Annotated in this window: 26 protein-coding genes; 8 read left to right on the forward strand and 18 right to left on the reverse strand. The window is 70.2% G+C overall.

Features of this window, described 5'->3' with window-relative positions; translation table 11 throughout:
- Window positions 1–91: 91 nt before the first annotated feature.
- The gene (locus TFC3_RS08030) at window positions 92–541 is read right to left on the reverse strand and encodes a DUF6232 family protein (protein ID WP_067497547.1); all 450 of its coding nucleotides are present in this window, start codon (window positions 539–541) and stop codon (window positions 92–94) included.
- 305 nt (window positions 542–846) lie between these two features.
- Window positions 847–1,434, reverse strand: coding sequence for a biotin transporter BioY (locus TFC3_RS08035; protein ID WP_067497551.1), 588 nt, complete (start codon window positions 1,432–1,434; stop codon window positions 847–849).
- 24 nt (window positions 1,435–1,458) lie between these two features.
- Between TFC3_RS08035 and TFC3_RS08040 the strand changes: the two genes are divergently transcribed.
- Window positions 1,459–1,911, forward strand: coding sequence for a DUF6314 family protein (locus TFC3_RS08040; protein ID WP_067497553.1), 453 nt, complete (start codon window positions 1,459–1,461; stop codon window positions 1,909–1,911).
- Here the strand turns inward: TFC3_RS08040 and TFC3_RS08045 are convergent.
- Genes TFC3_RS08045 through TFC3_RS08065 form a run of 5 tightly spaced genes read right to left on the reverse strand, consistent with a single transcriptional unit; the run spans window position 1,883 to window position 6,878 of the window.
- Entirely contained in the window at window positions 1,883–3,199 is a 1,317-nt protein-coding gene (locus TFC3_RS08045; protein WP_173745305.1) for a DUF58 domain-containing protein, read from the reverse strand. The genes TFC3_RS08040 and TFC3_RS08045 overlap by 29 nt on opposite strands.
- A gap of 7 nt (window positions 3,200–3,206) precedes the next feature.
- Window positions 3,207–4,181, reverse strand: coding sequence for a MoxR family ATPase (locus TFC3_RS08050; RefSeq protein ID WP_067497556.1), 975 nt, complete (start codon window positions 4,179–4,181; stop codon window positions 3,207–3,209).
- Complete coding sequence (locus TFC3_RS08055; protein WP_067497559.1) at window positions 4,178–5,476, reverse strand: DUF4350 domain-containing protein; 1,299 nt, start codon at window positions 5,474–5,476, stop codon at window positions 4,178–4,180. Before TFC3_RS08055 ends, TFC3_RS08050 begins: the two co-directional genes overlap by 4 nt.
- Window positions 5,473–6,051: a DUF4129 domain-containing protein gene (locus TFC3_RS08060; protein ID WP_067506214.1), complete on the reverse strand. Its 579-nt coding sequence runs from the start codon at window positions 6,049–6,051 to the stop codon at window positions 5,473–5,475. The genes TFC3_RS08055 and TFC3_RS08060 overlap by 4 nt, the downstream gene beginning before the upstream one ends.
- Window positions 6,048–6,878 (reverse strand): hypothetical protein, encoded by an 831-nt coding sequence (locus tag TFC3_RS08065; RefSeq protein WP_067497562.1) that lies wholly within the window; start codon window positions 6,876–6,878, stop codon window positions 6,048–6,050. Before TFC3_RS08065 ends, TFC3_RS08060 begins: the two co-directional genes overlap by 4 nt.
- A 140-nt stretch (window positions 6,879–7,018) precedes the next feature.
- Between TFC3_RS08065 and TFC3_RS08070 the strand changes: the two genes are divergently transcribed.
- On the forward strand, window positions 7,019–8,812 hold the full coding sequence (locus TFC3_RS08070; protein ID WP_067497565.1) for a bifunctional UDP-sugar hydrolase/5'-nucleotidase: 1,794 nt from the start codon (window positions 7,019–7,021) through the stop codon (window positions 8,810–8,812).
- Window positions 8,813–8,817: 5 nt separating this feature from the next.
- On the opposite strand, the gene TFC3_RS08075 is transcribed toward TFC3_RS08070, so the two are convergent.
- The 3 genes from TFC3_RS08075 to TFC3_RS08085 form a co-directional block, all read right to left on the reverse strand.
- The gene (locus TFC3_RS08075) at window positions 8,818–9,420 is read right to left on the reverse strand and encodes a hypothetical protein (RefSeq protein WP_067497568.1); all 603 of its coding nucleotides are present in this window, start codon (window positions 9,418–9,420) and stop codon (window positions 8,818–8,820) included.
- A 90-nt stretch (window positions 9,421–9,510) separates the two neighbouring features.
- A complete protein-coding gene (locus TFC3_RS08080; protein WP_067497571.1) occupies window positions 9,511–11,127 on the reverse strand; it encodes a serine/threonine-protein kinase in 1,617 nt (538 codons plus the stop codon).
- A gap of 185 nt (window positions 11,128–11,312) precedes the next feature.
- Window positions 11,313–11,765 carry a hypothetical protein gene (locus tag TFC3_RS08085; protein ID WP_067497574.1) on the reverse strand — a complete coding sequence of 151 codons (453 nt, stop codon included), beginning with the start codon at window positions 11,763–11,765 and terminating at the stop codon, window positions 11,313–11,315.
- Between the two features lie 337 nt (window positions 11,766–12,102).
- Between TFC3_RS08085 and TFC3_RS08090 the strand changes: the two genes are divergently transcribed.
- Together TFC3_RS08090 and TFC3_RS08095 are read left to right on the forward strand one after the other, a co-directional pair.
- Complete coding sequence (locus tag TFC3_RS08090) at window positions 12,103–12,465, forward strand: STAS domain-containing protein (RefSeq protein ID WP_067497577.1); 363 nt, start codon at window positions 12,103–12,105, stop codon at window positions 12,463–12,465.
- 57 nt (window positions 12,466–12,522) lie between these two features.
- The gene (locus TFC3_RS08095; RefSeq protein WP_067497579.1) at window positions 12,523–13,038 is read left to right on the forward strand and encodes a hypothetical protein; all 516 of its coding nucleotides are present in this window, start codon (window positions 12,523–12,525) and stop codon (window positions 13,036–13,038) included.
- Here TFC3_RS08095 and surE read toward each other — a convergent pair.
- The 4 genes from surE to TFC3_RS08115 all read right to left on the reverse strand — a co-directional run bounded on the left by surE (window position 13,031) and on the right by TFC3_RS08115 (window position 16,130).
- A complete protein-coding gene (gene surE, locus TFC3_RS08100; protein ID WP_067497582.1) occupies window positions 13,031–13,873 on the reverse strand; it encodes a 5'/3'-nucleotidase SurE in 843 nt (280 codons plus the stop codon). The genes TFC3_RS08095 and surE overlap by 8 nt on opposite strands.
- The gene (locus tag TFC3_RS08105; RefSeq protein WP_236718029.1) at window positions 13,870–14,808 is read right to left on the reverse strand and encodes a 1-phosphofructokinase family hexose kinase; all 939 of its coding nucleotides are present in this window, start codon (window positions 14,806–14,808) and stop codon (window positions 13,870–13,872) included. Before TFC3_RS08105 ends, surE begins: the two co-directional genes overlap by 4 nt.
- Before the next feature lie 30 nt (window positions 14,809–14,838).
- Window positions 14,839–15,144 carry a hypothetical protein gene (locus TFC3_RS08110; RefSeq protein ID WP_067497585.1) on the reverse strand — a complete coding sequence of 102 codons (306 nt, stop codon included), beginning with the start codon at window positions 15,142–15,144 and terminating at the stop codon, window positions 14,839–14,841.
- 68 nt (window positions 15,145–15,212) lie between these two features.
- Window positions 15,213–16,130 carry a cation diffusion facilitator family transporter gene (locus tag TFC3_RS08115; protein WP_067497588.1) on the reverse strand — a complete coding sequence of 306 codons (918 nt, stop codon included), beginning with the start codon at window positions 16,128–16,130 and terminating at the stop codon, window positions 15,213–15,215.
- Window positions 16,131–16,264: 134 nt separating this feature from the next.
- Between TFC3_RS08115 and TFC3_RS08120 the strand changes: the two genes are divergently transcribed.
- On the forward strand, window positions 16,265–17,185 hold the full coding sequence (locus TFC3_RS08120; RefSeq protein ID WP_067497591.1) for a superoxide dismutase: 921 nt from the start codon (window positions 16,265–16,267) through the stop codon (window positions 17,183–17,185).
- 142 nt (window positions 17,186–17,327) lie between these two features.
- Here TFC3_RS08120 and TFC3_RS08125 read toward each other — a convergent pair whose 3' ends face one another.
- Window positions 17,328–19,442 carry an AAA family ATPase gene (locus TFC3_RS08125; protein ID WP_067506219.1) on the reverse strand — a complete coding sequence of 705 codons (2,115 nt, stop codon included), beginning with the start codon at window positions 19,440–19,442 and terminating at the stop codon, window positions 17,328–17,330.
- Window positions 19,443–19,520: 78 nt separating this feature from the next.
- Window positions 19,521–20,447, reverse strand: a complete 927-nt coding sequence (locus TFC3_RS08130) for an alpha/beta fold hydrolase (protein ID WP_067497595.1) — start codon at window positions 20,445–20,447, stop codon at window positions 19,521–19,523.
- A 149-nt stretch (window positions 20,448–20,596) separates the two neighbouring features.
- Between TFC3_RS08130 and TFC3_RS08135 the strand changes: the two genes are divergently transcribed.
- Window positions 20,597–21,196 carry a carbonic anhydrase gene (locus tag TFC3_RS08135; RefSeq protein ID WP_067497598.1) on the forward strand — a complete coding sequence of 200 codons (600 nt, stop codon included), beginning with the start codon at window positions 20,597–20,599 and terminating at the stop codon, window positions 21,194–21,196.
- A 65-nt stretch (window positions 21,197–21,261) separates the two neighbouring features.
- On the opposite strand, the gene TFC3_RS08140 is transcribed toward TFC3_RS08135, so the two are convergent.
- Window positions 21,262–21,591: a hypothetical protein gene (locus TFC3_RS08140; protein ID WP_067497601.1), complete on the reverse strand. Its 330-nt coding sequence runs from the start codon at window positions 21,589–21,591 to the stop codon at window positions 21,262–21,264.
- 242 nt (window positions 21,592–21,833) lie between these two features.
- Between TFC3_RS08140 and TFC3_RS08145 the strand changes: the two genes are divergently transcribed.
- Both TFC3_RS08145 and TFC3_RS08150 read left to right on the forward strand, forming a co-directional pair.
- Window positions 21,834–22,325 (forward strand): DUF3145 domain-containing protein, encoded by a 492-nt coding sequence (locus TFC3_RS08145; protein ID WP_067497604.1) that lies wholly within the window; start codon window positions 21,834–21,836, stop codon window positions 22,323–22,325.
- Window positions 22,326–22,369: 44 nt separating this feature from the next.
- Window positions 22,370–24,112 (forward strand): glycoside hydrolase family 3 protein, encoded by a 1,743-nt coding sequence (locus TFC3_RS08150; RefSeq protein WP_067497607.1) that lies wholly within the window; start codon window positions 22,370–22,372, stop codon window positions 24,110–24,112.
- 3 nt (window positions 24,113–24,115) lie between these two features.
- On the opposite strand, the gene TFC3_RS08155 is transcribed toward TFC3_RS08150, so the two are convergent.
- Window positions 24,116–25,030 (reverse strand): AraC family transcriptional regulator, encoded by a 915-nt coding sequence (locus TFC3_RS08155; RefSeq protein WP_067506222.1) that lies wholly within the window; start codon window positions 25,028–25,030, stop codon window positions 24,116–24,118.
- Window positions 25,031–25,091 lie beyond the last annotated feature (61 nt).

Raw genomic sequence — 25,091 nt, forward strand, 5'->3', positions numbered from 1 at the left:
CGCCGCAATCTGGCACAACCGGGCAACCGGCCAGCCCGTGACCAGGTCACTCATCGCCTACGACCACTAACCGCGGTTAGGAATTACTCGTCTAGGGCCATGGGTCGCGGCTGAGCTGCACCGCCCGGATCACGGCCCGCCGGACCCGTTCGAACTCGCGCTTGTCGGGGCTGCTGAACAACTCGACGTCGCGGCTGCCGTAGGTCGCCTGCAGCGCCATCCAGCGCGGGTTGCGGCGGCCGTCGATCACCATGGCCGTCACGATCCCGAGTCCGGCCAGCGCGCCGGCGACCAGCAGGGCCACCGAGCCGTACGCGATGGCCAGCGGGGCGGCCAGCATCAGCTCGACGGCCGCGGTGAACATCGCCGCCACCCGGGCGGTGTAGGTGCGCACGTGCACTTGCCGGACATTGCCGAGGTGGGCGACTGCGTAGCGCCCGTCGGGGTTCATCACGTACCAGCTCGTCACGACGACATCCGGTCCGTCGTAGAAGACGGCCCATCCGCTGTGGCCCGGAGCCGCAGTTCCTGACACTGCCATGGCTACCTCCCGTGACCTTTCCAGCTCCCATGGTCCGGGGTGGCATACGCTAACAGCAAGGGGCATTCGTCAGGAGGACGTCGGCGTAGTGCAATCTGCGGATTGCAGTCGAGGATATTTGTCCGTTGCGAGAGCCTGCTCGGCATATGAAGCGGTCATACGCCATCGATCCGGGCGAGGAGGACCCCGCAATGCCCGTTTGGCCCCTTACCGCACTGTCTGAACAGGCGACGGCCACGGAATCCATGGTCCGGCACGCGAAGAGGCCGGCCCCCGCTCGGGAGCCGGCCTCAAAGATGTGCTGGTCAGCTACGGCGGTTGGTGAGCGCCCACGCGGCCGGGAGCAGGCCGGCGGCCAGTGCCGCCTTCACCGCGTCGCCGATCAGGAACGGGACCAGGCCCTGCGAGATGGTCTCGCCGAAGGAGAGCCCGGTGGACAGCGCGAGCCAGGGCAGGCCGAACGCGTAGATGATCACTTCGGCGGCGAGCATGGCCGGCAGCGACTTGAGCACCGTACGGTCGGCGCCGCGCTCGGCGAGCCAGCCGGCGGCGGTCGCGGCGACGAAGAAGCCGATGATGTAGCCGAAAGCAGCGCCCGAGTAGCCGCTACCGCCGTGGGCGAACCAGGGCATGCCGGCGATGCCGAGGGCGGCGTACAGGGCAACCGTGGCGGCCGCGCGGCGCCAGCCGAAGGCCGCTCCGACCAGCAGCACGCCGAGGGTCTGCCCGGTGATCGGCACCGGGGTGCCCGGGATCGGCACGACGATCTGGGCGAGCAGGCCGATGAACCCGGCGCCGCCGGCCACCAGCAGGATGTCGCGCGCGAGCGCGCCGGGGATCAGGTCGGCGAGTACGGGGGTACGCGGCCGGCGTAGCGTGGCTACCTGCGACATGAGGCCTCCGTTGAGGGGTGGGCGGTGCTGGAGCGAAGCTATCAAGAATTCTTGCGTGGCAGGTGGTCGGTGCACCGTGACGTAGTCGACCGTAAGGCGCAGCTGACCGGAGTCTTCACCGGGCACGCGCAGTTCGCCGACGGCGACGACCCTGGCACGCTGCACTACGTCGAGGACGGCGAGCTCAGCTTTGGCGCGCACCGCGGTCCGGCCACGCGGCAGTTGGTGTACCGGGCGCGTCCGGATGGCGCTCTGGACGTACGTTTTCTGGATGGACGGGATTTTTACGTCCTTGACCTTCGGGACCGGCAGTGGGACGCCGGCCATCTGTGCAAGGACGACCTCTACACCGTGACCGGGCAGGTCACCGGGCCCGATTCGTTCACCGAGCGGTGGCATGCCGCGGGGCCGGCCAAGGACTACGACCTGATCACCGACTACCGGCGGATCACAGCCGGCCCGCCGCCTTCAGCATGAGATAGACGTCCGACACCTTCGAGGCGAACGCCTCGCGCGGCTCGTCCACAACGAGCACGCCCTGCTGCACCAGCAGCGCCCGCACCCGGCCCCGTTCGGCTAGAGCCAGCTCGGCCGCCGCGGCGAGGTGCACGTCATCGGCGGTGGCCTCGTCGCCCAGCCGGGCCAGCTGCTCGGTCTCGGGATCGCGCACGCTGGCCAGCACCACCCGGTGCCGCGTGGTCAGCCGGCCGAGCATCGGCAGCAGACCCTCGATGATCGGCGCGGCATCCAGCGCCGAGAAGATCACCACCAGGGCGCGCTTGTGGCCGCGGCGCAGCAGATCGCTGGCAGCCGGGCCGAAGTCCGTCTCCACCAGCGCCGGTTCCAGTGACGCCATCGAGCTGATCAGCCGGGGCAGCTTGGTGCGGTGCCCGCCGCCCTCCACCCGCGCGCGGACCTGCGAATCCACAGCCAGCAGGTCGACCCGGTCGTCGGCCTTGGAAGCCAGCACGGCCAGCAGCAGCGCGGCGTCGATGGCGGCGTCCAGGCGCGGCTCGTCACCGATGCGCGCGGCGGAGGTCCGGCCGGTGTCGAGGACACAGACCACCCGGCGATCGCGTTCCGGGCGCCAGGTGCGAACCATCACATCATGGGTACGAGCCGAAGCGCGCCAGTCGATGCTGCGCACATCATCGCCCACCACGTACTCACGCAGCGCGTCGAACTCCGTACCCTGCCCCCGCCCCCGGGTCACCACCGCGCCGTCGAACACCCGCAGCTTCGCCAGCTTCTCCGGCAGCAACCGCCGCGACGGGAACCGCGGCAGCACCCGCAGCGTCCAGGCCGGCGTGATCTCGTCGTTCCAGCGCTGCCGCCGTTGCCGGTACGCCAGCCCCAGCGGCCCGTACGAGCGCAGCGTCACCCGCACCGCCGGCCGGTTGCCGTGCCGGGTCGGCGTCAATGTCGTGGTGACCTCCCGCTCCTCGCCCGCGAGCAGGTTCAGCCGGTGCTCGGTGGCGTCCGCGCCGGCCGAGGGCACCCAGCGATCCCGCAGCCGCAACCACATCGGCCGGGTGGCGGTGTTCGCGACGGTCAGCGTGGTGCTCGCCGAGCCGCCCAGCCACACCGTCTCGGTCCCCGAACGCCGTAGCGTCACCGCGGTCAGCGGCGCCGCCACCAGCACGTCCAGCACCGCCGCGCCCCCGGCCAGCGCCAGCACGGCGGCGGTCAGCAGCCACGGCGAGGGCAGCAGCGCCGGGAGCGGCACGCCCAGCGCCAGCAGCAGCGCGAAGCGCCTCGTGATCACGGCCGGCTCAGCGGGGCGCGGGCACGGCGCCGAGCACGGAACGCAGCACCGAGTCGGTGGAGACGCCGTCCAGCTCCGCCTCCGCGCGCAGCCGCACCCGGTGGCGCAGCACGGGGATGGCGAACGCCTTCACGTCGTCCGGGATCACGTATTCGCGCCCGCTCAGCCACGCGCGGGCCTTGGCGACGGCCAGCAGCGCGGTGCTGCCACGCGGGGAAGCGCCGAGCTCCAGGGCCGGGGACTCCCGGGTGGCCCGGGTCAGATCCACCACGTACTCGAGCACCGGCTCGGCCACGGCGACCCGGCGCACGGCCGCGCGCCCGGCGGCCAGGTCGGCGGCCGAGGCGACCGGGCCCACCCCGGCGGCCTTGAGATCGCGGGGGTCGAAGCCCTGGTGGTGGGCACGCAGCACACCGAGCTCCTCGGCGCGCTCGGGCAGCGGCACGGCCAGCTTGAGCAGGAACCGGTCCAGTTGTGCCTCGGGCAGCGGGTACGTGCCCTCGTACTCGATCGGGTTCTGCGTGGCCACCACGATGAACGGCTCGGGCAGCCGGCGGGTCTCGCCGTCGGTGCTGACCGTGCGCTCCTCCATCGCCTCCAGCAGCGCCGCCTGGGTCTTCGGCGGGGTGCGGTTGATCTCGTCGGCGAGCAGCAGGTTGGTGAACAGCGGTCCGGCCCGGAAGTTGAACGCCGCGGTGCGGGCGTCGTAGATCAGCGAGCCGGTCACGTCGCCGGGCATCAGGTCCGGGGTGAACTGCACCCGCTTGGTGTGCAGGTCCAGCGCCGCCGCGAGCGCGCGCACCAGCAGCGTCTTGGCCACCCCGGGCACGCCTTCGAGCAGCACGTGCCCCCCGCACAGCAGCGCGATGATCACGCCTCCGACCACCGCGTCCTGGCCGATGACCGCCTTGGCGACCTCGGCCCGCAGGCGCTGCAACGCGTCGCGGGCCGCGAGGGCCTCCACTGGTAGCGAAGACGTCACGTCACATTCCTCTCCGTCAAGTGCCGCACCAGGCGTTGCACGTCGCTTGCCGCCCGGGCCAGTTCCTCGTCGCTGTCCTCGACCCCGCCCTCGAGCAGGTGCCGCACTTCGTTGTCCGGCTGACCGGTCCGCGCCGCCACATGCGCGGCAAGCTCATCGACGGACGTGCCCGCAGGCAACCCGAAGTGCTCGATCAACCGGGTTCGCGCGGCCGCCTGCACGGTGGCCAGCGAGCTGCCGCGAGCCTTGGCCCGGCGATACAGCGAACCCAGTCCTCGTACGGTCTCAGCGGCGCGCACCCGTACCGGCAGCGGCTCGGCCACCGGGGTGCCCAGCCGCCGCGCCGAGGCCAGCGCCAACGCCAGCGCGGCCAGCACCAGCAGCGCAACCGTGGCCCACACGGCCGGCGGGAACGCCTGCGCCAACGGGCTGCCCCCGCCGTCACCGGACGCGCTGCCGCCCTGGTTGGCCTGGCCACCCGGCTCGGAATCGTCGCGGTCACCGTCGTCCCACGGTGCGCCGGTGGCATCGGGGTCCGGGTTCGGCTCCACGTCGCCGGTGCCCTGCGGGCGCGGCGTGGGGGGCTGGCTCGGCGGGAGCTGCTCCCGGGTGTGCAGGTCGAGCCAGATCACCCGGCCTTCGCGAGCCAGCAGCCGTACCGCGAAAGCATGGTTCTGATGCTCGTCGGCCCGGTCGTTGCGGAACGGGTCCGCCGCCCCGACCAGCGTGAAGGTCGCCGAGGTGGGCGAGGGCACCTCCACGACACCGCCGTTGTAGCAGGCCACCGGGGCGTCCGGGTAACTCCAGCGGAAGGCGGCCACCGGGCCCGGCGTGGCGAAGCCGGCGGCACAACCGGGCTGCGGCGCGGCGGCAGTCCAGCGCGGACCGGCCGCCGTCACGTTCAAGCCGAGCTGGTCGAGCTGAGCCTGGCGCGGGGCGACCATGACGACCCGTACCTCGCTGGGCAGCAGCGCCAGCAACTCCAGGTACTTGGTGTTGACCAGCTCCGGCGTGGTGATGAACACGGTGGCCGGGCCGCCCTGGCTGGCCTGTTCGACGGCGTCGAGCGTGCCGGTGCGGACGTCCACCGTGCGTCCGTTGTTCCTCAACTCGCCGGCCAGCAGGCTCGCCCCCTGCCCGTCGGTGCTGGTGGGGGACAGGAACGCCGAGTCGGTGGGGTCGGCACGCTGCACCAGGTGCGCGATGATCGTGATGGTGACCAGCGCCAGCACGAGCGCGAACGGGGTGTAGACGCGTAGCCGGCGCGGGTGCTTCATCGGCAGGGTCAGCTTCATGTCTGCGGGCCACCCGTCATCCGGTTGCGTACCTCGCCGGTCAGGGCGCGCATGTGGTCGTCGTGGGTGCGCTGGGCCGGGCGGTCGCCGTACCAGACCTCGGAGAACAGGTCGGTGGCGCCGCTGAGCGGGGCGGCCACCGCCGGGCGGTGCACGGCGGCCGACGCGGCCACCTCGGCGGCTGTGGTACCGGGCAGCGGGGAGATCACCCCGGCCTGGGTGAGGTCGCCGACGATGTCGCGCAGGCGCTGGCGGATGGCCTCGGCGTAGCGGCCCTCGGCGGCGAGCTTGTCCGCGAGCAGGGTGCCATCGGGCAGGACGACTGTGGGCTTGAAGCCGGGCTCCTGAACGTTCTTCGGCGTTTTCGCCGGTTTTCTCGCGCGTTTCTTCCGCTTGGGGAGATGGAAGCGCGGCAGGCGGAGGCGCAGGCGTGGCAGGCGGCGCGGCACCCAGCGCGGCCAGTAGTACCAGAGCGAGCCGATCACCCCGGCACCGACGAGCAGCAGAAGCAGCAGCAACGCCGGCGAGATGCGGTCGAAGACGGCCGCTGCGAACTCGTCCCAGATCCGGGTCACGGCGCCCACACCAGCGGCGCCGCCTCGTCCTCACCGCGGCTGCGGGCCCGGCTGATCGCGATGTCCAGGCCCTCGGTGCGGATCCGGATCTCCAGCGTCAGCACCGCGTCCACACTGGCCAGCGCCGCGTAGGCGACGGTGTTGGCCAGCCCGAACGCGATCGGGGTCAGCACTGCCGAACTGCCCGGCCGCCCGTCGCTGAACGCATCGAGGATCTGCACCCACCCGGCGCCCAGCACGACCCGCACCGCGAACCACGACAGGTAGGCGGCGAACCGGATCCACACCCCGCGCAGCCCACCCCGCGAGGCCAGCCGCGCCGAGCGCAGAAACGCCCCGCCGCCCGCCCGGTCGATCACGACGACCCCGCTGACCAGCCCGAACAGCCCGTACACGAAGACCCAGCCGACGAACCCGCCGAACGCCGCGACGCCGCAGATGACCCCGAACCCGGTGGCGCTGGCAAACGTGACCAGCGGCCGCATCCGCGACCAGAGCTGCCGGTTGCTCACCGTCCGCCCGACCAGCGCGGGCCCAGCCGCCGCGGCAGCCAGCGAACCGAGCACGCAGATGATGAACGCCTCGGTGGCGAACCCCACGGCGATCAGCGTCCACCAGGCCCCGAAGCTGCCCCGAGCCGGCCCGTAGAACGGCGCAGTGGCGAAGGCCAGCTCCCGGAACGGCAGCAGAACCAGCTGCTCGAGTCCGGCCAGCACCCCGGCGGTGACGAGCAACGGCAGGGCCCGGGCCCGCAGCAGCGTCATGGCAGCATCCAGCAGCTCACCGAGCGTCATCGGACGCAGCGGCAGATCGGGCTGCGCAGACATGGCGGCGATCCTATGGGATGCCTGCACCTCAAGGTGTACCCCGGCGCACCCCGCCCGTGTGTCGTTCCCGCGGCGGCCCTCGTCCATCGATGCATCGGCGGTTATGGTGCGCTGAGCTATCCCTTTCGAAAGGTACGGGTATGAATTTCCCCGCGGGCGTATCACGGCGCAGCGTGCTCGGTGCCGCTGCGGCCGGCGCGGCTGCTCCGGTCCTGCTGTCCGGGGCGGCTGACGCTCATGGCAAGGGACCCGGCAGGGCGCCGAAGACCTACGACCTGACCGTGCTGGGCACCTCCGACACGCACGGCAACGTCTACAACTGGGATTACTACAGAGATTTGGAGTACGACGACAGCGCACACAACGACGTCGGTGTGGCCAAGCTCGCCGCGCTGGTCAACCAGATCCGCGCCGAGCGCCGGGGTAAGGCGACGCTGGTGCTGGATGCCGGGGACACGATCCAGGGCACGCCGCTGGCCACCTACTACGCCAAGCAGGAGCCGATCACCCAGACCGGGACGCGGCACCCGATGGCTCGGGCGATGAACGTGCTGCACTACGACGCGGTAACGCTGGGCAACCACGAGTTCAATTACGGGCTGCCGCTGCTGAACCTGTGGATCCGTCAACTCGGCTTCCCGGCGCTCGCGGCCAACGCGGTAGATGCGAAGACCGGGAAGCCGGCTTTTACTCCGTACGTCATCAAAAAGGTCTCCCTGGGTCGCCATGCCCCCACGCTGCGGGTCGGCATCCTGGGGCTGACCAACCCCGGCGTGGCCATCTGGGACAAGGCCAACGTCGAGGGCAAGCTGCTGTTCAAGGACCTGGTCGAGACCGCGGCCACCTGGGTGCCGATCATGCGCGCCCGCGGTGCGGACATCGTGCTGATCTCGGCGCACGGCGGGGACAGCGGGGTCAGCAGCTACGGGCCCGAGGTGCCGAACGAGAACCCGAGCGCGCTGATCGCCGAGCAGGTAGCGGGCATCGACGCCATCCTGTTCGGTCACGCGCACAACAACGTGCCGCAGCGGTTCGTGACCAACGTGAAGACCGGCAAGCAGGTACTGCTGTCCGAGCCGTCCAAGTGGGGTCAGCGGCTCACCCGGATGGACTTCACGCTGGTCCGCGAGCACAACTCGTGGAGGATCACGGCGGCCAAGGCGGACTCGCTGAACACCAACACGGTCAGTGAGGACCCGACCGTGCTTGCTGCGGTGCGCTCACAGCATGCGAAGACCGTCGCGTACGTCAACCAGGTCGTGGCCGCGTCCACCGACGAGTTGTCGGCGGCCGAGTCGCGCTACAAGGACACCCCGATCCTCGACTACATCAACAAGGTGCAGACCGACACGGTGACGGCGGCGCTGGCCGGCACGTCGTACGCGGCGCTGCCGGTGTTGTCGATCGCGGCGCCGTTCAGCCGCACGGCGGTGTTCCCGAAGGGCGACGTGAAGATCAAGGACGTCGCCGGGCTCTACATCTACGACAACACCCTGGAGGCGGTCGTGCTGACCGGCGCTGAGGTGAAGGCGTACCTGGAGTATTCGGCGAAGTACTTCGTCACGCTGCCGGTGGGGGCCACCCCGGACCCGGAAACCATCAGCGACCCGGCGGTTCCCGACTACAACTACGACGTGTTCTCCGGCGTCGACTACGACATCGACATCAGCCGGCCGGTCGGCTCGCGGATCACGAGTCTGTCGATCGGCGGTGTTGCGGTGCCCGCGGACGCGCAGTTCGTGGTCGCGGTGAACAACTACCGGCGCAGCGGCGGTGGTGCCTTCCCGGGCATCGTGAAGGAGCAGGTCTACAACGCCCAGCAGGAGATCCGGCAGTTGCTGATCGACTGGGCGCAGGCCAAGGGGTCCATCAACCCCGCCGACTTCTTCGTACCGAACTGGCGGCTGGTCCGCGCAGGAGTGCCGGTCTTCTGAGTTTCCTATCGGGTTTGGGTTGCCTGCCAGGTCCCGTCGCGCTGAGCGGTGATGGTGACCTGGCCGGTACGCCCGTCCGCGAGCGTCAACCGGCACAGGTAGTCGCGCGTCCCGTCCTCGCGCCGGTCGCCGGCGGCCCGGCAGGCGGCCGAGCTGGCGGTCAGGTTCGCCTTCGCCAGCTGGCCGTCGTGCAGGATGTGGTCCTCGACCGAGCTCAGCGCCCGCGACTCCAGGAAGCTGGTGACCAGCGGCTGCACCACGGTCAAGGTCACCACGAACCACACAAAGCCGCCGGCCAGCATCGTCACCGCATAGGTGATCCAGTAGGGCGCGGGGTTGTTGCCGCTGCGTCGCGCCCGCTTGGCCCGCCGAGCCGCCGAGATCGCACCGAACACGCCGAGCAGGAAGGTCAGCACGGCGACGGGCCACAGCGCCGGTGCCTGCGCGCGGGCCGCGTGCCGCATTTCCTCGGGATAGGGGACCAGAAGACCCCCGATCTGCGGGTACGAGGGTCCGTTGGCGAGCGCCTCGGCCGGCGTTCCGGGCCTGGCGGCGTCCGGAGTTGCCCACGGCGGCGCGGTGGGGTAGACCGGCTGGTGCGTCGTCATTCGGGGCCCTTCCGGTAGCGGCTGGGGTGCAATCCCCGCCAAGGACCACCGCATCGGCCGCCCACCGGTCGACCTGAGAACTATCCGTGGTCAGTTCGGGTTGGCCTCGTCATCGCCGGGATCGTTCGTTTCATCGACGGGCGGCGTGGTCGTGGTGTCGTCCGCCGGCGTCGTCGTCGAGGTCTGCTGCGGGCTGCTCGGCTTCGTCTCCTGCGGAGTGGTCGGCGTTGTCTTGGGCGGCGCAGTGGAGGTCTTTACCGGCGTTGGCGACGTGGTCTGCTTGGTCCGGTTGGGCGTGGTCTGCTGCGGCGCCGGCGTGTTGGGGCGCACCGGCACCTCGAACGTCTGGGTTTCCTCGGGCTCGGCGGCCTCGGTCTCCTCGGTGGCGGCCGTCTCGCTGGGAACCACCTGCACGCTGGGGTTTCTGTTCTCCCCGGCGTCACTCTTGCCGGACAGATAGATCGCCAGGCCGAGCCCACCGGCCAGCACGAACAGGGCGATCACCGTGATCAGGACCGCGAGCTGGCTGCGGGACTGCCCGGCGCGCCGTGCGGGTGCGAGCGGGGGAGCGGCTTCGAGCAGGTTGCGCTGGCTCGGCAGGGGGCCACGCGGGCCGGCCGGGCTCATCGGGCGGGTCAGCGCCGTGCCGGTCAGCGACTGACCGGCGCGGCTCTGCCCGTGCATCGCCTGGCCGGGCATCGCCTGGGCCGGAAGCGGCTGGCCGTGCATCGAGGTGCGCGAGTCGAGCCGGGCGCCGGTCGCGTAGGCCCCGCCGAGCCGGGCGCCGGTGCTGGCCGGCCCGGTCAGCGAGGTGCCGGTGGTCGCCGGGCGGACCAGGCCGGTCAGCGCCGCGCCGGTCTGGGTGCGCCAGTCCAGGGTGCCCGCGGCGGCGATCGCGGCCTCGGCGAACTCGGCGGCGCTCTGGAAGCGGTCGGCCGGGTTCTTGGCCATGGCCCTGCTGATCAGCTCGCGGACCGCGGGTGGGGCCAGGTTTTCCGGCAGCGGCTCGGGGTCGTCCTCGAGGTGGCGCAGCGCGACCTGCAGCGCGTTGTCGCCGTCGAAGGGTGGCACCCCGGCGATGCAGTGGTAGGCCACCGCGCCGAGCGCGTAGATGTCGGTAGCGGCCGAGACGCTGCCCTTGGCCACCTGCTCGGGAGCCATGTACAGCGCCGTGCCGACGATGGCGTTCAGCCCGGTGACGCTGGTCACAGCGGCCGAGCGAGCCACGCCGAAGTCGACGAGGATCACCGTGCCGTTGGGCTTGACGATCAGGTTGCCCGGCTTGACGTCGCGGTGCACGGTGCCGTTCTCGTGCGCGGCATGCAGCGCGTCGGCGGCCTGGGCCACTATCGACATGGTCTCGGAGACGCCCAGCTGGCCCTGCTCCTTGAGCCGGGCGGACAGCGGCTCGCCATCGACGAACGCCATCACCAGATAGGCGCAGCTGTCCTGGTCGTCGGCGTCACCGGCGCTGTAGTCGTAGACCTCGACAACGCCGGGGTGCCGGAACGCGGCCATCATCCGGGCCTCGCCGTAGAAGCGCGCGGCAAACTCGGGGTCGGACAGCATCGCGGTGCGCAGCACCTTGACGGCGATCGTCCGGCCAAGCACCACATCGGTGCCCCGCCACACGTCACCCATGCCACCGGTGGCGATGCGATCGTCCAACCGGTAGCGGTTGTCCAGGAGACTTCCCGAACTGAGCACCAGCCGACCTATCTACTCGAGTGTCGCCACGTCCCGCTCATGGCCCGCCCTACCGATCGAGCCGCGCACAACTGTACAGATTCATAGCCCGCGAAGGCGAGGTCGGATCGGCGAGCCGTGAGCCGGGCGCCAAAACCGGACGCCGGGCGGCAAAGGGTGTCCGCCCGGCGTCCGGTGCTCAAACGTCAGTTCTCGTAGGTCGGCGTGACGACGATGGCCGTCTCTGCCAGCTCCAGCTCTTCGTTCTCGGCCCGGCGTTCCGCAGCGGCGCGGGCCGTGGTCGCGGCCACCCAGCCCACCGCCACACCGAGCAGGCCGGCGCCGATGAGCAGGCCCCACGGCACGCCGGGCTTGCGGCCGGACAACGCGGTTGCGGCCAGGTTGGCTCGCGCCCAGGCCTCATCGGTGGCCGCGTTGACCTTGCTGCTCGCCTTGCCGGCCAGCTTGTAACTCTTTGCGGTGGTCTTTCCGGCCAGTTTCTGGCTCTGCTCCGAGGCCTTCGCTGCCAGTTCGGCGGCCTTCGCCCCGGCCACCTCGGCGGTCTGCTTACTGGTTTCGCCGGCTGCCGCCCACGCGGAGGCCAGGTAGTCCCAGGCCTGGGCGGTGGTGCGCTCGGCGGTGCTCTTGCGCGAGAACATGGTCCCCCTACCTCCTGCGATCGCCGTCCGGCGCTCGGTCATTCGTCGCTGTTGGTGCCCAACCGGCCGGAATTGCAAACTCGCCGGTACGTCGGGAGTCCGTCACAAGCGGACGTCCAGGGGAGGGAAACCGGTAGACGTCTGTGGGTACGCTTGCTCCGGTTCCTGGGTGGCACACAGCCGCCTGCCAGGTTCGAGCACTACTGTCCGGGGCAGTTTCACCGGACCCGACCGGGGGTAGTCAACGCCGCCCCCGGCGAGGGATAGCTGCAGGTCAGCTCCTCTCGTACCGAGGAAAAGACGCCCAGGACCATCCCGGGCGGGTGGAGGTAAGGGCGTGACGCTGTCGATAACGACGTCGACCAGGTCCATCGGTGTGGTGGAGGTCTCACCTGTCGGTGAGATCGACGTCGAGAACGCGTACGAGATCAAGGACGCCGTCGCGGAGCAACTCGCCGCCGGCACTCCCGAGCGCATTGAGCTCGACATGCACGGGGTCTCCTTCATCGACTCCGTGGGCATCTCCGCCCTCGTGGCGGCCTTCCAGCTCGCGAGCGTGAGCGGGGTGAAGCTGGTGGTGACGCGGCCGAGCAGGTTCGCGCACCGGCAGTTGTGGGTGACCGGCTTGCTGGGGCTCTTCGGCGCCCCGGATCCGTGCACCGACTGCGGCGACCCGGCTCACCGCACCCTCGTTCCCTGATCCGACCGGCCGCGGCCAGCTTTCCTTCGCTGGCCGCGGTGCGCAACACTCCCGTACGTGGCGCGACTTCCGAGGGGCACAGCTCTGCTGCGGCGCTACGTTCTGCTCGACGCCATCGGTCACGGCGGCGTCTCCACGGTCTACCGGGCGATCGACATCCGCCGCGGCCGTCGTCTCGCCATCAAGATCCTGGCCACCGCACCCGCCGGCGCCGGTCGTGAGGCACTGATCACCCATCGGCTCAGACACCCGGCAGGGCCCAAGATTTTCGAGTACGGCGAAGCCACAGCCCCGGCGGCGCCCCGGTCCCGTACCTCGCCTCTGGAGCTGCTCGACGGCGTCTCGCTGGCAAAACACCTGGTCAAGGGCCGACTCGACTGGCCCGGCGCGGTAGGAATCGCGGCCATGTTCGCCTCGGCCGGGCGTTGCGGGCAACTGGCCCCCACCCCGGTGCTCGCCGTCGCCGGTTTACCGCCGGAGCTGCGCGACCTGGTACGCGACTGCATGGCCAAGCGGCCCGCCGACCGGCCCGCGAGCGCCGAGGTAGCCCGCCGCCTGAGCGGGATCAGATAGCCGGCGTCTGCACCACGATGTTCTCGAGGTTGATCTTCACGTCGGTCGCCTCGCCGGGTGAGCGGATCGGGGTGACCACCGCGAAGCCCTCCGCCAGCGCCGCTAGGTCGGTGCCGTCCTGCAGCGGCTCGTCGGCGGCCTGCACCGCCGTACGGACAAAGCCCTCGCCCGCCTCGGCGATGCTCATCTGGACCTGACCGAACTTGGCCAGCGTGGCCCGGCGTAACCCGCGGATGCCGTCCACGTGCAGATCGGGCACGTTGACGTTGAGCACCGTGCCGGGCGGCGTGTGGGTCAGCGTGGGCAGCAACTTGACCGCCAGTTCGGCCGCGCTCACCCAGTGCCGCTTCTCGTCGTCCTGTTTGTCGAGATCCGCGATTGCCTGACCGCCGCTGGCCGCGGTGCCGTTGGTGGGGGAGAGCACGTCCAGCGACACCGCCATTCCGTGCAGACCCGCGTGGGAGGCGGTCAGCGTGGCTCCCACGGTGCCGGAGTGCACCACCGCGGCGCCCGCGTTGGCTCCGCGGTTGATGCCGGAGAGCACGATCTTCGGGGGCGGCCCGAAGGCTCCACGCAGGGCCAGGAGCACGATGAACGCCGGTGACGCCGCTACCGCGTACGTGGGGATGTTCTTGACCCCGGGCAGTTGCCGCGACTCGACAACGATGCGGCCGTTCTTCTCCACCGCGGTCATGGCGGCGCTCGTGCCGCTCGCCTCGGTCAGCGGGGCTGCGACCACCACGTCGAACCCCTGGCGGGCGGTGGCGCGGGCCAGCCATCTGATTCCCGGGGCGTCGATACCGTCGTCGTTGGTGATCAGGATGCGTGGCGTCATGCGGGCACCTTCGCGTCGACGGGGTTCAAGCGCACCCGTTCCGTGAGCACCTGGACGGCGTCGATGCGGCCCGTCCCGAGTCCGTGGCGGGTGACGTTGAGGGCACCGGCGGCGGCGCCCGTACGCACAGCGTCACACAGCGTTCCACCCTGAGCCAAGACGGCAGCCACACCCGCGGTCATCGAATCACCCGCGCCGCGCGACTCGGCGGCCACCATCTTGGGCATGTCGACCTCGTACACCTGATCCTCGATCAACGCCAGCGCACCCTCGTCGGCCCGTGACACCAGGGCCATCTGGGCGCCGTCGTCGTGCAGCTTGTACAGCGCCTTGGTCAGCGACTTGGTGCTGCCGTCCTTGACCATGCCGTCGCGGATCAGCTCCTCATGGCTGACCTTGACCACGTGCGGACGGGCCTCCAGCGCGGCAGCCAGGTGCGCGGCCGACAGGTCGATGATGACCTTGACCCCGTTCGCGCCCAGGTCGGTGGCGAGCCGGCGATAGACCTGCGGCGGTACGACCGACGGGTGCGCCGGCCCGCTGAGCACGGCGATCCCGGCTCGCAGCCCCTCGGCCAGCGCCAAGCTGTACAACTCGTCCATTTCGTGGCGCGACAGCGGTTGCCCCGGGTCCTCGGCCAGCTCCTGCCGCTTACCGCTGCGCCGGTCATGCACGTACCAGCCGGTGCCGTGCTCGCGCTTGATCGTCTTGAGCGTCACGCCGTGGAACTTCAGCAGCGGTTCCAGCACGCGCCCGACCTCGCCACCGGCCGCGGCGCACAACGTGACCGGCGCGCCCAGCAAGGTGATCATCCGGGCCTGCCACACACCCTGGCCGCCCGGATGAACGTGCAGCTCAGACTTGTCGTTCTGCTGCTCGATGGTCACCGTGAGCTGGGGCGCAGGCACGAAAACCATGACGCCGGAGTTTCCCATGCGCCCAGTATTGGTCATCCTGGTGGGGGTTTACGCCTTTTCAGTGAGTTCCTGGACAACCGGCATCAGGTCGGGCCGGGTGCGCAGCAACTCGTCGAGGCGTACGCGCCAGCGGCTGGCCTCCACGTCCTTGGTGAAGCGGTCGTTGTCGCTGCTGTCGATGCTTGAGGTCTGCAGGCGCTGACGGGTGTTGGCGAGTTCGCCGTACAACTCGCTGCCGAGGCGGGTCAGCACCTCGTTGGAGAACGTGGCGTACGCGTCTGCACCGGCCGCCCGCACGAACGCCCGAGCACCGTCCCAGGCCACACGAGGCTGATGGATGACCGACTGGCTCATGATTTCCCTCCGCAGTTGACTACGCACCGAGGGTAGGGAAGCTGGGTTGCCGTGGCGCCGTTTTAGCCTTACCAGCTTGTCGGCGAGCATGTGCCGCCGCCGGAGCCGACCGGCTCAACCTGCAGCGTGGCGTGCTCGATGTGGAAGTCGTCGTGCAGCGCCTCGCGGGCCGAACTCAGCACGTCACCCAGCTCGGCGGCCGGATCCAGGCTCAGGTGCGCGGAGGCCACGTCCATGCCCGAGGTCAGCGTCCACACGTGCAGGTCGTGCACGTCGCAGACGCCCGGAACAGCGGCGAGCCGGTTGCGTACCGAACTCATGTCAAGGTGCTCCGGCGCGGCCTGCACGAGGATGCGGACCGCCGAACGCCCCAGCGCAAAGGTCCGAGGCAAAATCATCAAAGCCACAATCACTGCCACAATCGGATCCGCGTACGTCCACCCGGTCACCGCAATGATCCCGGCGGCGATGATCACCCCCACCGACCCGAGCAGGTCACCGAGGACTTCGAGGTAGGCCCCGCGCACGTTGATGCTCTCCCGGGCACCCTGTCTGAGCAGCGCAAAAGCGAGAACGTTGACGAGCAGGCCACCGACCGCCACGATCATCATCGACCCGGCCGGAACCTCAGGCGGATGCGAAAACCGTCGAACAGCTTCGATGAGTACGTACACAGCCACGCCGGTCAGCAAAAGCGCATTGCCCAGCGCAGCCAGCACCTCCAGCCGATAAAGCCCAAAGGTGCGCTGCGAATCCGTGGCGGCCCGTCCGGCAGCATGAATGGCCGCCAGAGCCATGGCGATGCCCAGCACATCGGTGAACATGTGCCCGGCGTCGGACAGAAGCGCCAGCGACCCGGTCCACAGCGCAGCAACCGCCTCGACCACCATGAACGCAGCCAGCAGCGAAGCCGCCCACCACAGGCGCGGACGATGCCGCTCACCCGCGCGCAGGGCCTGCCCACCATGGTCATGCCCGGCTCCCATGCCCCTACCCTCCGCCGCGCCGCCAAGCCTCGCCAAATGTATGCGCGTATTGCTATGTGTGCAAGCTGAACCTGGCCGGTTGTCCCGCGGTATGAACTGGCGACAACGCCGTCCACGCCCGGGAGACCCGTTTCATGTCCAGACGCACTCTCGCCCTCATTGCCATGACCGCCCTGGCAGGGATCGCTGGCCCCACCGTGCCGGCAGTAGCAGCGCCCCCTTCAGCAGCGCTCCCCGTCTACGACCTGCCCACCGGCTTCGCGCCCGAGGGCATCGCGATCGGCGACACCCCGTACGCCTACCTCGGCTCCCGCCTCGACGGCGACATCTACCGGCTCAGCCTGCGTACCGGCAGAGGCAAGGTGATCAGCCAGGGCCCCGGCACCCCGTCGCTTGGCCTGAAGATCGACAACCGGAACCGGCTCTTCTTGGCGGGTGGCTCGGGTGGTGACGCGCGCGTGGTCGACGCTTCGAACGGGAAGGTGCTCCGGTCGTACCAGTTGCGCACCGGCGCGGCGTTCATCAATGACGTGGTGCTGACCGGGAACGCGGCGTGGTTCACCGACTCGACGAACCCGTTGTTGTTCAAGGTGCCGCTGGGCAAGCGCGGGAAGCTGCCGGCCAAGGCGGTGCCGGTGCCGATCACGGGGGACATGGTCTACGCCGAGGGCAACAACGCCAACGGCATCACCGCGACGCCGGACGGTCGCGGTCTGATCGTCGTTCAGTCGAACACCGGGAAGCTGTTCAGGACCACGTACGGCGGAGTCACCCGGGAGATCGACCTCGGCGGCGACGCGGTCCCCAACGGCGACGGCCTGTGGCTGCGGGGTACGACGCTCTACGTGGTGCAGAACCGCCTGAACGTGATCGCCCGCATCGAACTCAACCACGCGGCGACCAGGGGCACGGTCGTCACCCGCACCTCCAGCCCGGCGTTCGACGTCCCCACCACGATCGCCGAGTACGGCAAGCGCTTCTACCTGCCCAACGCCCGCTTCACCACAACTCCCACGCCCACCGGCTTCACGGTTGTGGGCATCCCGCGCCCCTGAGAGTCCACTCACGCACGTGGCCGGGCGCGGAGATCCGTTCGGGCGCCGCCAAGGCGCCTGGATCTCCGGGCCCGGCACCTCGGCGTGAGCAGCGATCTGTACGCACCACTCAGCTACGACCTCCGGTTCTGGAATTGTTCCCTTACCAGGAGCGACTTCCCACTGTGGTGAGGCGTTGGGTGGCTCGGGAAAGTGCCACGTAGAGCGTGCGCGTGCCGCTGGCGTCGACGGCGATTTCGGCCGGTTCGACCAGGACGACCGCGTCGTATTCCATGCCCTTGGCCTCCAGGGCCGTCACGACCTGGACGCGTTCGGGCAGGCCGGCCACCCAGTGGGCCATCTCGTCGCGGCGTGGGACCGGGGTGATCACGCCGATCGTGCCGTCGACGTCGGCCAGGTGTTTGTCGACCGAGTCACGGGTGACCTGGGGGAGTTCGGGCGTGGCCACCAGCAGCTCGATCGGCTTGACGCCGGTGCTGCGGACGGCTCGGGGCAGGCGCAGGTCGGGCATCAGCTTGCGGATCACCCGGGCGGCTACCGCGAAAATCTCGGAGGAGTTGCGGTAGTTGGTGGTCAGTTCGTAGGTCGCGCGCTTGCGGGAGCCCAGCGCTCGGTCGCGGGACTGGTCAAGTTCGCTGATCTCGCCCGGCCAGGCGGTTTGGGCCGGGTCGCCGACGATGGTCCAGGAAGCGTACTGACCGCGGCGGCCGATCATGCGCCACTGCAGCGGGGATACATCCTGGGATTCGTCAACCACCACGTGGGCGTAGTCCCGGTAATCCTCGTCGCGCTGCACGGCCTGGGCCCGCGCGGCTTGCTGACGATCGGCGAACGTGCTCACCTCCTGCACACCGTCGCGCACGTGGAAGGGGTTGCCGTTCTTGCGCTGCTGAGGCTTGCGAGGGCGGCCCATCAGCTCGTCCAGCTCGTCCAGCAGCGCCACGTCGGCGATCGTCGGTCCGTGCTCGGCGAGACCATCGAACGACCCCTGCAGCCGGGCAATTTCTTCCTTCGAGAGCAGACCATTGGCGTACGACCGGAGCCGCGCCGGCTCGGCCAGCCACTTCAGCACCCGCAGCGGGGTGAAGCGGGGCCACCAGGCCTTGAGGAAGTCCCGGAAGTCCTGGCGGTCGGCCAGCTCGGACTCGAATTCCGACTTTTCCGGCAGGTTGCGGATCGATTGCTTGGCCTGCGCCCACAGCGCGTCGAAGATGCGGTCGAAGCCGACGCCGCGGACCTCGTTGCGCCGGGCGCCGCGGGGCAGCGCCTTGCGCCGGACCCGGTCCAGGTCGGCCGAGTCCAGCCGCAGCAGGCTGCCCCGGTAGAGCAGCCGCAGCTCGGTCGGGCCGCCGGGCACCGCGTCGTGCGAAGCCCGCTCCAGCACCCGGCGCATCCGCAGCGAACCCTTGATCGCCGCGACCTCGGTCGAGTCGACGCGCTCGGCGTCGTAGCCCGGCACCAGCGAACCGAGCGAGCGCAGCGTGGCGGTGTCCTCGCCCAGCGACGGCAGCACGGTGGCGATGTAGTTGACGAACACCCCGGACGGGCCGACCACGAGGATGCCGCCGCCGGCAAAGCGGTTCCGATCGGCATACAGCAGGTACGCGGCCCGGTGCAGCGCCACCGCCGTCTTGCCGGTGCCGGGACCGCCGGTCACGATCGTCACGCCGGACGCGGGTGAGCGGATCGCGTCGTCCTGTTCTCGCTGGATGGTGGCCACGATGTCGCGCATGCCGTGGCCGGTGGCCTTGGACAGGCTCGCCATCAGCGCGCCGTCGCCGACCACCCGCATGTCCTCGGGCGCGGCCTCGGGGTCGAGCAGGTCGTCCTCGATGCCGGTGACCCGTTCGCGGCTGGACTGGATCATCCGGCGCCGCACCACGCCCAGCGGCTCGGCCGGGGTAGCCCGGTAGAACGCCGACGCGGCGGGCGCACGCCAGTCCACGACCAGCGACTGCGACTCCTCGTCGCGGATGCCCATGCGCCCGACGTAGTGCCGGGCGCCGGAGGTCAGGTCGAGCCGGCCGAAGACCAGGCCCTCGTACTCGGTGTCCAGCGCGTGCCGGCGCCGGGCGGCGTGGAAAACCATGGCATCCCGCTCGACCAGGGCGCCGAAGGTGCCGACGCCGGCGAGCTGGTAGCCCTCTTTCTCGGCGCGGGAAGCTTCGCGCCGCAGCTCGGCGAGCCGGGCGTACACGCGGTCGACGTGCTCCTGCTCGACAGCGATTTCCTGCTGCAGGACGTGGGCGTCGCTCAAGTCGGTCATGCTCCCCGTAGATGGACGCCCCCCGGTTCTTGAGGGGCAATCAAATCTACTCTCGTACGGGGTGTCGCGTCACGCCGCCTTGCCGTACCCGCGCCGGCGCTGCCGGGGACGCTCGACCGTACGGTTGATGACCCCGTTCAGCGCGGCGGTGACATCGTCGGCGCGTTCCATCATCAACATGTGCCCGGCGCCCGGGAACACGGTCAGTTCGGTGCCGGGCAGCGCGTCGGCGATCGACTCGGCGCAGGGCGGGGGAGTCAGCCGGTCCTTCTCGCCGACCAGTGCCGCGGCGGGCACGTTGCCCAGCGCCCGCAGGGTCTCCAGCCGCTGCTGGGCCCCGATCGAGGCGCGGAAGCCACCGATCGAGCGCAGCGACGCCCGGCCGAACGCCGACATCGCTGTTTCCAGGTCGCTCGCCCGGTAGTCATCGCCGAACAGCAGCCAGCGCACGACCGGCTGCAACGCGGGACGCACGGCCCGGTGCGGGCGCCGGTTGCCGAGGCGGGCCAGCACTCCGGCCCCGGTCTGCTCGGCTGCCCGCAGGAACGGGGTGAGCGGCGTGGGCAGGCCGTAACAGGTGTGGGTGGCACCCTCGGCAGTAGTGGAGACAAACAGCAGACCGGCCACCCGGGCGGCGAAGTCGGCGGGATGCGAGTCGGCGTACTCCATGATCGTCATGCCGCCCAGCGAGTGCCCGGCCAGCACGACCGGGCCGGTGGGGGCGTACCCGGCGATCACCTCGGCCAGGTCGTCGCCGAGTTGGCGCAGCGTGGCCGAGTGCAGCCGGGTCGATCCGGATCGGCCATGCCCCCTGGCGTCATAGCTGATCACCCGCGTCCGGGTGCCTGCCATCGCGGCGATCTGGTGCCGCCACGACCGCCGGTCCTGGCACCAGCCGTGCAAAAAGACCACGGTCACCGGGGCGTCCTCGGGCCCGGACGTCTCCACGCACAGCCGTACGCCGTCGGTGAGAGTGAACTCCGAGCGTTCGGTCATGGGCACCTCCGTGTGTCGCACGGCCCCGTTGTACCCACGGGTAATAAGCATCACTCGCGCTCATCCGAAAAGCCAGAAACTTGTCGGTTCGACGTGACGTGCATCGCACTGCACGTGCGGTGGCGGTGACTCGTAGAGAATACGGATCTATGACGGGCACGCAGATTGTTAACCCCTCCGACGCGCTTGCTGAGCTGCTCGCCGGCAACCGGCGCTTCGTCAGCGGCCAGCCGGTGCACGGCCACGACGTCAAGGCTGCCGCCGCGGCGTCCGGTGGGCAGCTTCCGCACGCGGTCGTGGTCGGCTGCATCGACTCCCGGGTGCCGCTGGAGGCGATCTTCGACCAGACCTTCGGCTCGATCTGCGTGATCCGCTCGGGTGGGCACGTGGTCGACCATGCCGTGCTGGGGTCGGTCGGCTTCGCGGTGTCCGCGCTCAACGTCCCGCTGATCGTGGTGCTGGGCCACGTACGCTGCGGCGCTGTGGACGCCACCGTTCAGGCCCTGCAAGCCGGCAGCCGGCCCGAGGGCGACGTGGGCTACCTGGTGGACGAGATCGCGCCAGCGGTGCGCAGCGTGGGTCTCGACGACCCGGATGTGGCAGCCAAGGCGATGCGGGAGCACGTGGTTCGTACGGTCCGGCGGATGCGCGACGTCGCCGGGGTGCCCGAAGCGGTCACGGCCGGCAAGGTCAGCGTGGCCGGCGCCGTGTACGACTTGGACACCGGTTGCGTCGACCTGCTCACCTGACTCGTCACGACATGCGAAAAGGGCGCCTCCGGAAGCGGAAGTGCCCTTTTCGCGTATCGGGTGGGTCAGCCCTCGAAGACGCCCGCGTCCACGAGGCGCTTCTCGGTGGCCTCCCAGCCGTGCTGCGGGTACTGCGCCTGCAGGCCCTGCAGCTCCGAACGGATCTTGGCACCGTGGCCGGCGCCGGCGAGACCGCGGATCTCCTCGACGAACGCGTCCGAGTCGGTCCTGAGGTGGTTGGTCTTGCCGTTGGTCAGGTTGCGCACGTACGCGAAGCGGCCGTCCGCCAGCGGGATGAGGTACTTGAACTCACCGAGCACGCTGAGGGCGCCACCCTGGCCTGCCTGGCCGGCGCGGACGGATGCGCGGGCGGTCTTTGAGGTGTTGCTCGCCACGGCGGTACTCCTTGAGGAAGAACGGTGTCGGCAGAAAATGCCGCAGCAAGCCTACACGATGCCGAGCGGGCCATACCGCAGCAGCCCGCCCAACCGTTGGGCCGGTTGATCCTCCAGGCCAATCCAGATGTCGATATTGCGGTTTCTCTGGCGCACCATCCGTACCACCCGGCATCATGGAGCACGATCAACCGCGGTCGAGGTCGTAGGGGAAGACGCACCTCGGTCTCCGGGAGGTCACCGTGCCAACGTGTGGCGTCGTATACGTCCACTCGACCCCACTCGCCGTGTGCCAGCACGTCGAGTGGGCGATCGCGCGCGTCCTGACAGCGCCGGTCACCCTGCACTGGACTGCCCAGCCGGTCGATCCCGGCATGCGGCGGTCCGAGTGCGGCTGGTCCGGAAGGCCAGGCACTGGTGCCGAGCTTGCGGCTGCCCTGCGGCAGTGGCCCATGATCCGGTTCGAGGTCACCGAGGAACCCAGCCCCGGCGTCGACGGGGAGCGCTTCATGCACGTCCCGGGCCGAGGATTGTTCCGCGGCACGATCGGCGCTTCCGGTGACATCCAGATCGGCGAGGACCGGCTGCGCGCCATCATGGCCTCCGCGCGCGGTCCCGAGGCGCTGGCCCACGGCCTCGAAAAGGCGCTCGGCACCGCCTGGGACGCCGAACTCGAGCCCTACCGTTATGCCGGCGACGGCGCTCCGGTGACGCTGCTGACCCGTGTGGGTTAGTTGTCCACAGGCCGGTTTGGCGTAGATCGCCCACGGCTGATCCAATGGCGGCCATGACGAAGCCGTTGCGAGTGGCCGTGGCCGGAGCGCTGGTGATGCTGCTGGCTGCCTGCAGCAAGGACGTGCCAGCCGCCGCGCCCGCGTCCTCACTTGCCCCTTCGCCGCCTGCTTTGCCCTCGGCCTCCGTCGCCGCCCCGACGCCAGCCGTCGTCACGGATCCCGAGGCGCACGCGGCCGAGGTAGTGCGCACGCTCAGCAATGCCGATCTCGCCGGTCAAGTTCTGATGCCCTACGCGTACGGCGACAGCGCCACCGCCGCCGACAAGTCCGCGATGGCCGGCAACCAGAAGATCGCGCAGGTCAACACCCCCGCCGAGATGGTTGCGAAATTCCATCTCGGCGGGCTGATCCTGGTCTCCTTCGCCCCCGATGACCCGACCGGAGCCACCAACCCGGCCACCAACGTCGACAACCCCCAGCAGGTCCGCGCGCTGACCGACGGCCTGCAGACAGAAGCGCGCAAACTGCCCGGGGGAGCACCGCTGCTCATCGGCACCGACCAGGAATACGGCGTGGTCACCCGGGTCCGCACCGGCGTGACGCTGCTGCCGGCCGCCATGGCCTTCGGCGCTGCCGGCAAGCCCGCTCTCACCCGCGCCGCCTGGTCCGCCGCCGGTGCGGAGCTGGCCGCCATGGGCATCAACCTCGACTTCGCGCCGGTCGCCGACACCCTGGGCCCGCAAGGCAACGCCGTCATCGGCTCCCGCTCGTACGGCGACAACGCGGCCCTGAACGCCGCGCAGACCGGCGCCGCCGTCAAGGGGCTGGAAGGGTCCGGGGTCACCGCGGCGCTCAAGCACTTCCCGGGTCACGGGCACACCACCGGCGACAGCCACGAGGACCTGCCGGTGGTCAAGCAGAACGCCCAGCAGTGGAAGCAGCAGGACCTGCCGCCGTTCAAGGCCGGAGTGGACGCTGGCGCGGGCGTGGTGATGTCGGGCCACCTCGACGTCGAAGCCCTCGACAAGGGCGTCGCGGCCACCTTCTCGCACAAGGTGATGACCGATGTGCTCCGCAAGGACCTGGGCTTCAAGGGCGTGGCCATCACCGACGCCATGAACATGGCTCCGGCAATGAAGTGGCCGGCCGGCGAGGCGGCCGTCCGCGCCCTCAACGCGGGCAACGACATGCTGCTGATGCCCCCGGACCTCGCCGGCGCCCGCGACGGCATTCTGTCCGGCCTGCAGAGCGGCGCCCTCAAGCGCGAACGCCTGGTCGAGGCGGTAATCCGCATCCTCACCCTCAAGTTTCGCCAGACCGCCAAACCCCAGCCGGCCCTGACCACCATCGCCTCCGCCGAGCACCAGAAGGCCGTGCTGGCCGCCGACGCCGCGTCGATCACCATCCTGCGTGGCCCCTGCACCGGCCCCCTGCTCACCGGCCCGATCACGGTTACCTCGTCCGGCGGCCGCGAAACCGCCCGCACCGGCCTGGTCAAGGCGCTGCAGGACGCGGGCCTGCAGGTCCAAGCGGCCGGCGGCACCGTCGTCCACCTCGTCGGCTACGGCGACCACACCACCGACCTGAGCCCGGACGCCGCGCTCACCGTCATGATGGACACGCCCTACCTGCTGGCCTCGGCCGAGTCTCCGGCGCTGGTGGCGACCTACTCCTCGAGTCCGCTGTCGCTGCAAGCCCTCGCCGCGGTGATCGCGGGCAAGGCCAAGGCCCCGGGCAAGTCACCGGTGCAGGTGGGAGCGCTACCTCGCAGCGCCTGCGCCAAGTAGCGCTCAGCTGGCCGCTCGGCGGAAGCGACCCGGCGGCAGTCCGTGATGGCGGCGGAACGCGGTGGTGAAGGCAAACTCGTTGGCGTAGCCGGCCTCGCGGGCGATCACCGCGACGGTGTCCGTGCTGTCTCGCAGTCTCCGGGCCGCCACGGTCATCCGCCACCAGGTCAGATACGCCAGCGGCGGCCGCCCGGTCGCGGCGGAGAAGCGCCGGGCAAACGCCGAGCGGGAAAGCGCTGACCGAGCGGCGAGATCGTCCACCGTCCAGGCCCGCTCAGGATCGCCATGCATCGCCGTCAAAGCAAGCGCCACCGCAGAGTCCACCGAGCCGCCCATACGACTGCCGTCCCGGCGACTGCCTTCTGCGCGGCTGCCGTCTGTGAGACCGCTTATGCCGGCAGCATCGCTGAGAACCTGACGCAGCAGATAGCCGAGCATTGTCTCCAGCAGAGCCGGCACCATCGACCCGCCACCCCGGGCCACCTCGGAAGCCAGCAACCCGGTAACGGAACGCAACTCCTCGTTCGGAACCACCCGGCGCCACTCGGGTAGCCCAGGCAGCAGCGGGTGAGCGAGCCGCGGATCCACCTCATACGCCCCGCACAGCGCCAGCATCGGCCCGGCCGGCGCAGGAGGTGGCCCAGCGGAGGTGTTGTCGCAGGTAGCACGCCGTGCCCCCGGAGAAGTAGCAAGGGCGTGGGTGCGCCCCCGCGGCCGCAGGACAATCTCACCCTCGTTCAGCTGTACCGGCTCGGCACCCGGCGGCAGCAGCCAGCAGTCGCCGCGCAGCATGACCTGGAAGCCCATCGCCCCGGGCACCGCCGCGAACTCCTGGGCCCACGGCGACTCCCACCCCAGCAGCATCGCTTTCGGGCGGCCGGCGCGCAGCGCCCCGAGCACCTCGCTCAGCACATCCACGCGCAGCACTCTGGCGAAGATTTCCGCGCTTTTCAAGCATGGTTGCGCCCCGGCGGCTTGC

Origin of the sequence: Actinoplanes sp. TFC3 (genome assembly GCF_001553785.1) — a bacterium.
Lineage (GTDB): Bacteria > Actinomycetota > Actinomycetes > Mycobacteriales > Micromonosporaceae > Actinoplanes.

Bases quoted from the DNA above. Each gene is read 5' to 3' on its own strand.
- TFC3_RS08065 (WP_067497562.1), bottom strand. From the start codon at position 6,878: ATGTCTGCGCAGCCCGATCTGCCGCTGCGTCCGATGACGCTCGGTGAG.
- TFC3_RS08130 (WP_067497595.1), bottom strand. From the start codon at position 20,447: ATGACCGAACGCTCGGAGTTCACTCTCACCGACGGCGTACGGCTGTGC.
- TFC3_RS08135 (WP_067497598.1), top strand. From the start codon at position 20,597: ATGACGGGCACGCAGATTGTTAACCCCTCCGACGCGCTTGCTGAGCTG.
- TFC3_RS08110 (WP_067497585.1), bottom strand. From the start codon at position 15,144: ATGAGCCAGTCGGTCATCCATCAGCCTCGTGTGGCCTGGGACGGTGCT.
- surE (WP_067497582.1), bottom strand. From the start codon at position 13,873: ATGACGCCACGCATCCTGATCACCAACGACGACGGTATCGACGCCCCG.
- TFC3_RS08120 (WP_067497591.1), top strand. From the start codon at position 16,265: ATGTCCAGACGCACTCTCGCCCTCATTGCCATGACCGCCCTGGCAGGG.
- TFC3_RS08070 (WP_067497565.1), top strand. From the start codon at position 7,019: ATGAATTTCCCCGCGGGCGTATCACGGCGCAGCGTGCTCGGTGCCGCT.
- TFC3_RS08035 (WP_067497551.1), bottom strand. From the start codon at position 1,434: ATGTCGCAGGTAGCCACGCTACGCCGGCCGCGTACCCCCGTACTCGCC.
- TFC3_RS08085 (WP_067497574.1), bottom strand. From the start codon at position 11,765: ATGTTCTCGCGCAAGAGCACCGCCGAGCGCACCACCGCCCAGGCCTGG.
- TFC3_RS08115 (WP_067497588.1), bottom strand. From the start codon at position 16,130: ATGGGAGCCGGGCATGACCATGGTGGGCAGGCCCTGCGCGCGGGTGAG.
- TFC3_RS08150 (WP_067497607.1), top strand. From the start codon at position 22,370: ATGGCGGCCATGACGAAGCCGTTGCGAGTGGCCGTGGCCGGAGCGCTG.
- TFC3_RS08055 (WP_067497559.1), bottom strand. From the start codon at position 5,476: ATGAAGCTGACCCTGCCGATGAAGCACCCGCGCCGGCTACGCGTCTAC.
- TFC3_RS08105 (WP_236718029.1), bottom strand. From the start codon at position 14,808: ATGGGAAACTCCGGCGTCATGGTTTTCGTGCCTGCGCCCCAGCTCACG.
- TFC3_RS08075 (WP_067497568.1), bottom strand. From the start codon at position 9,420: ATGACGACGCACCAGCCGGTCTACCCCACCGCGCCGCCGTGGGCAACT.
- TFC3_RS08030 (WP_067497547.1), bottom strand. From the start codon at position 541: ATGGCAGTGTCAGGAACTGCGGCTCCGGGCCACAGCGGATGGGCCGTC.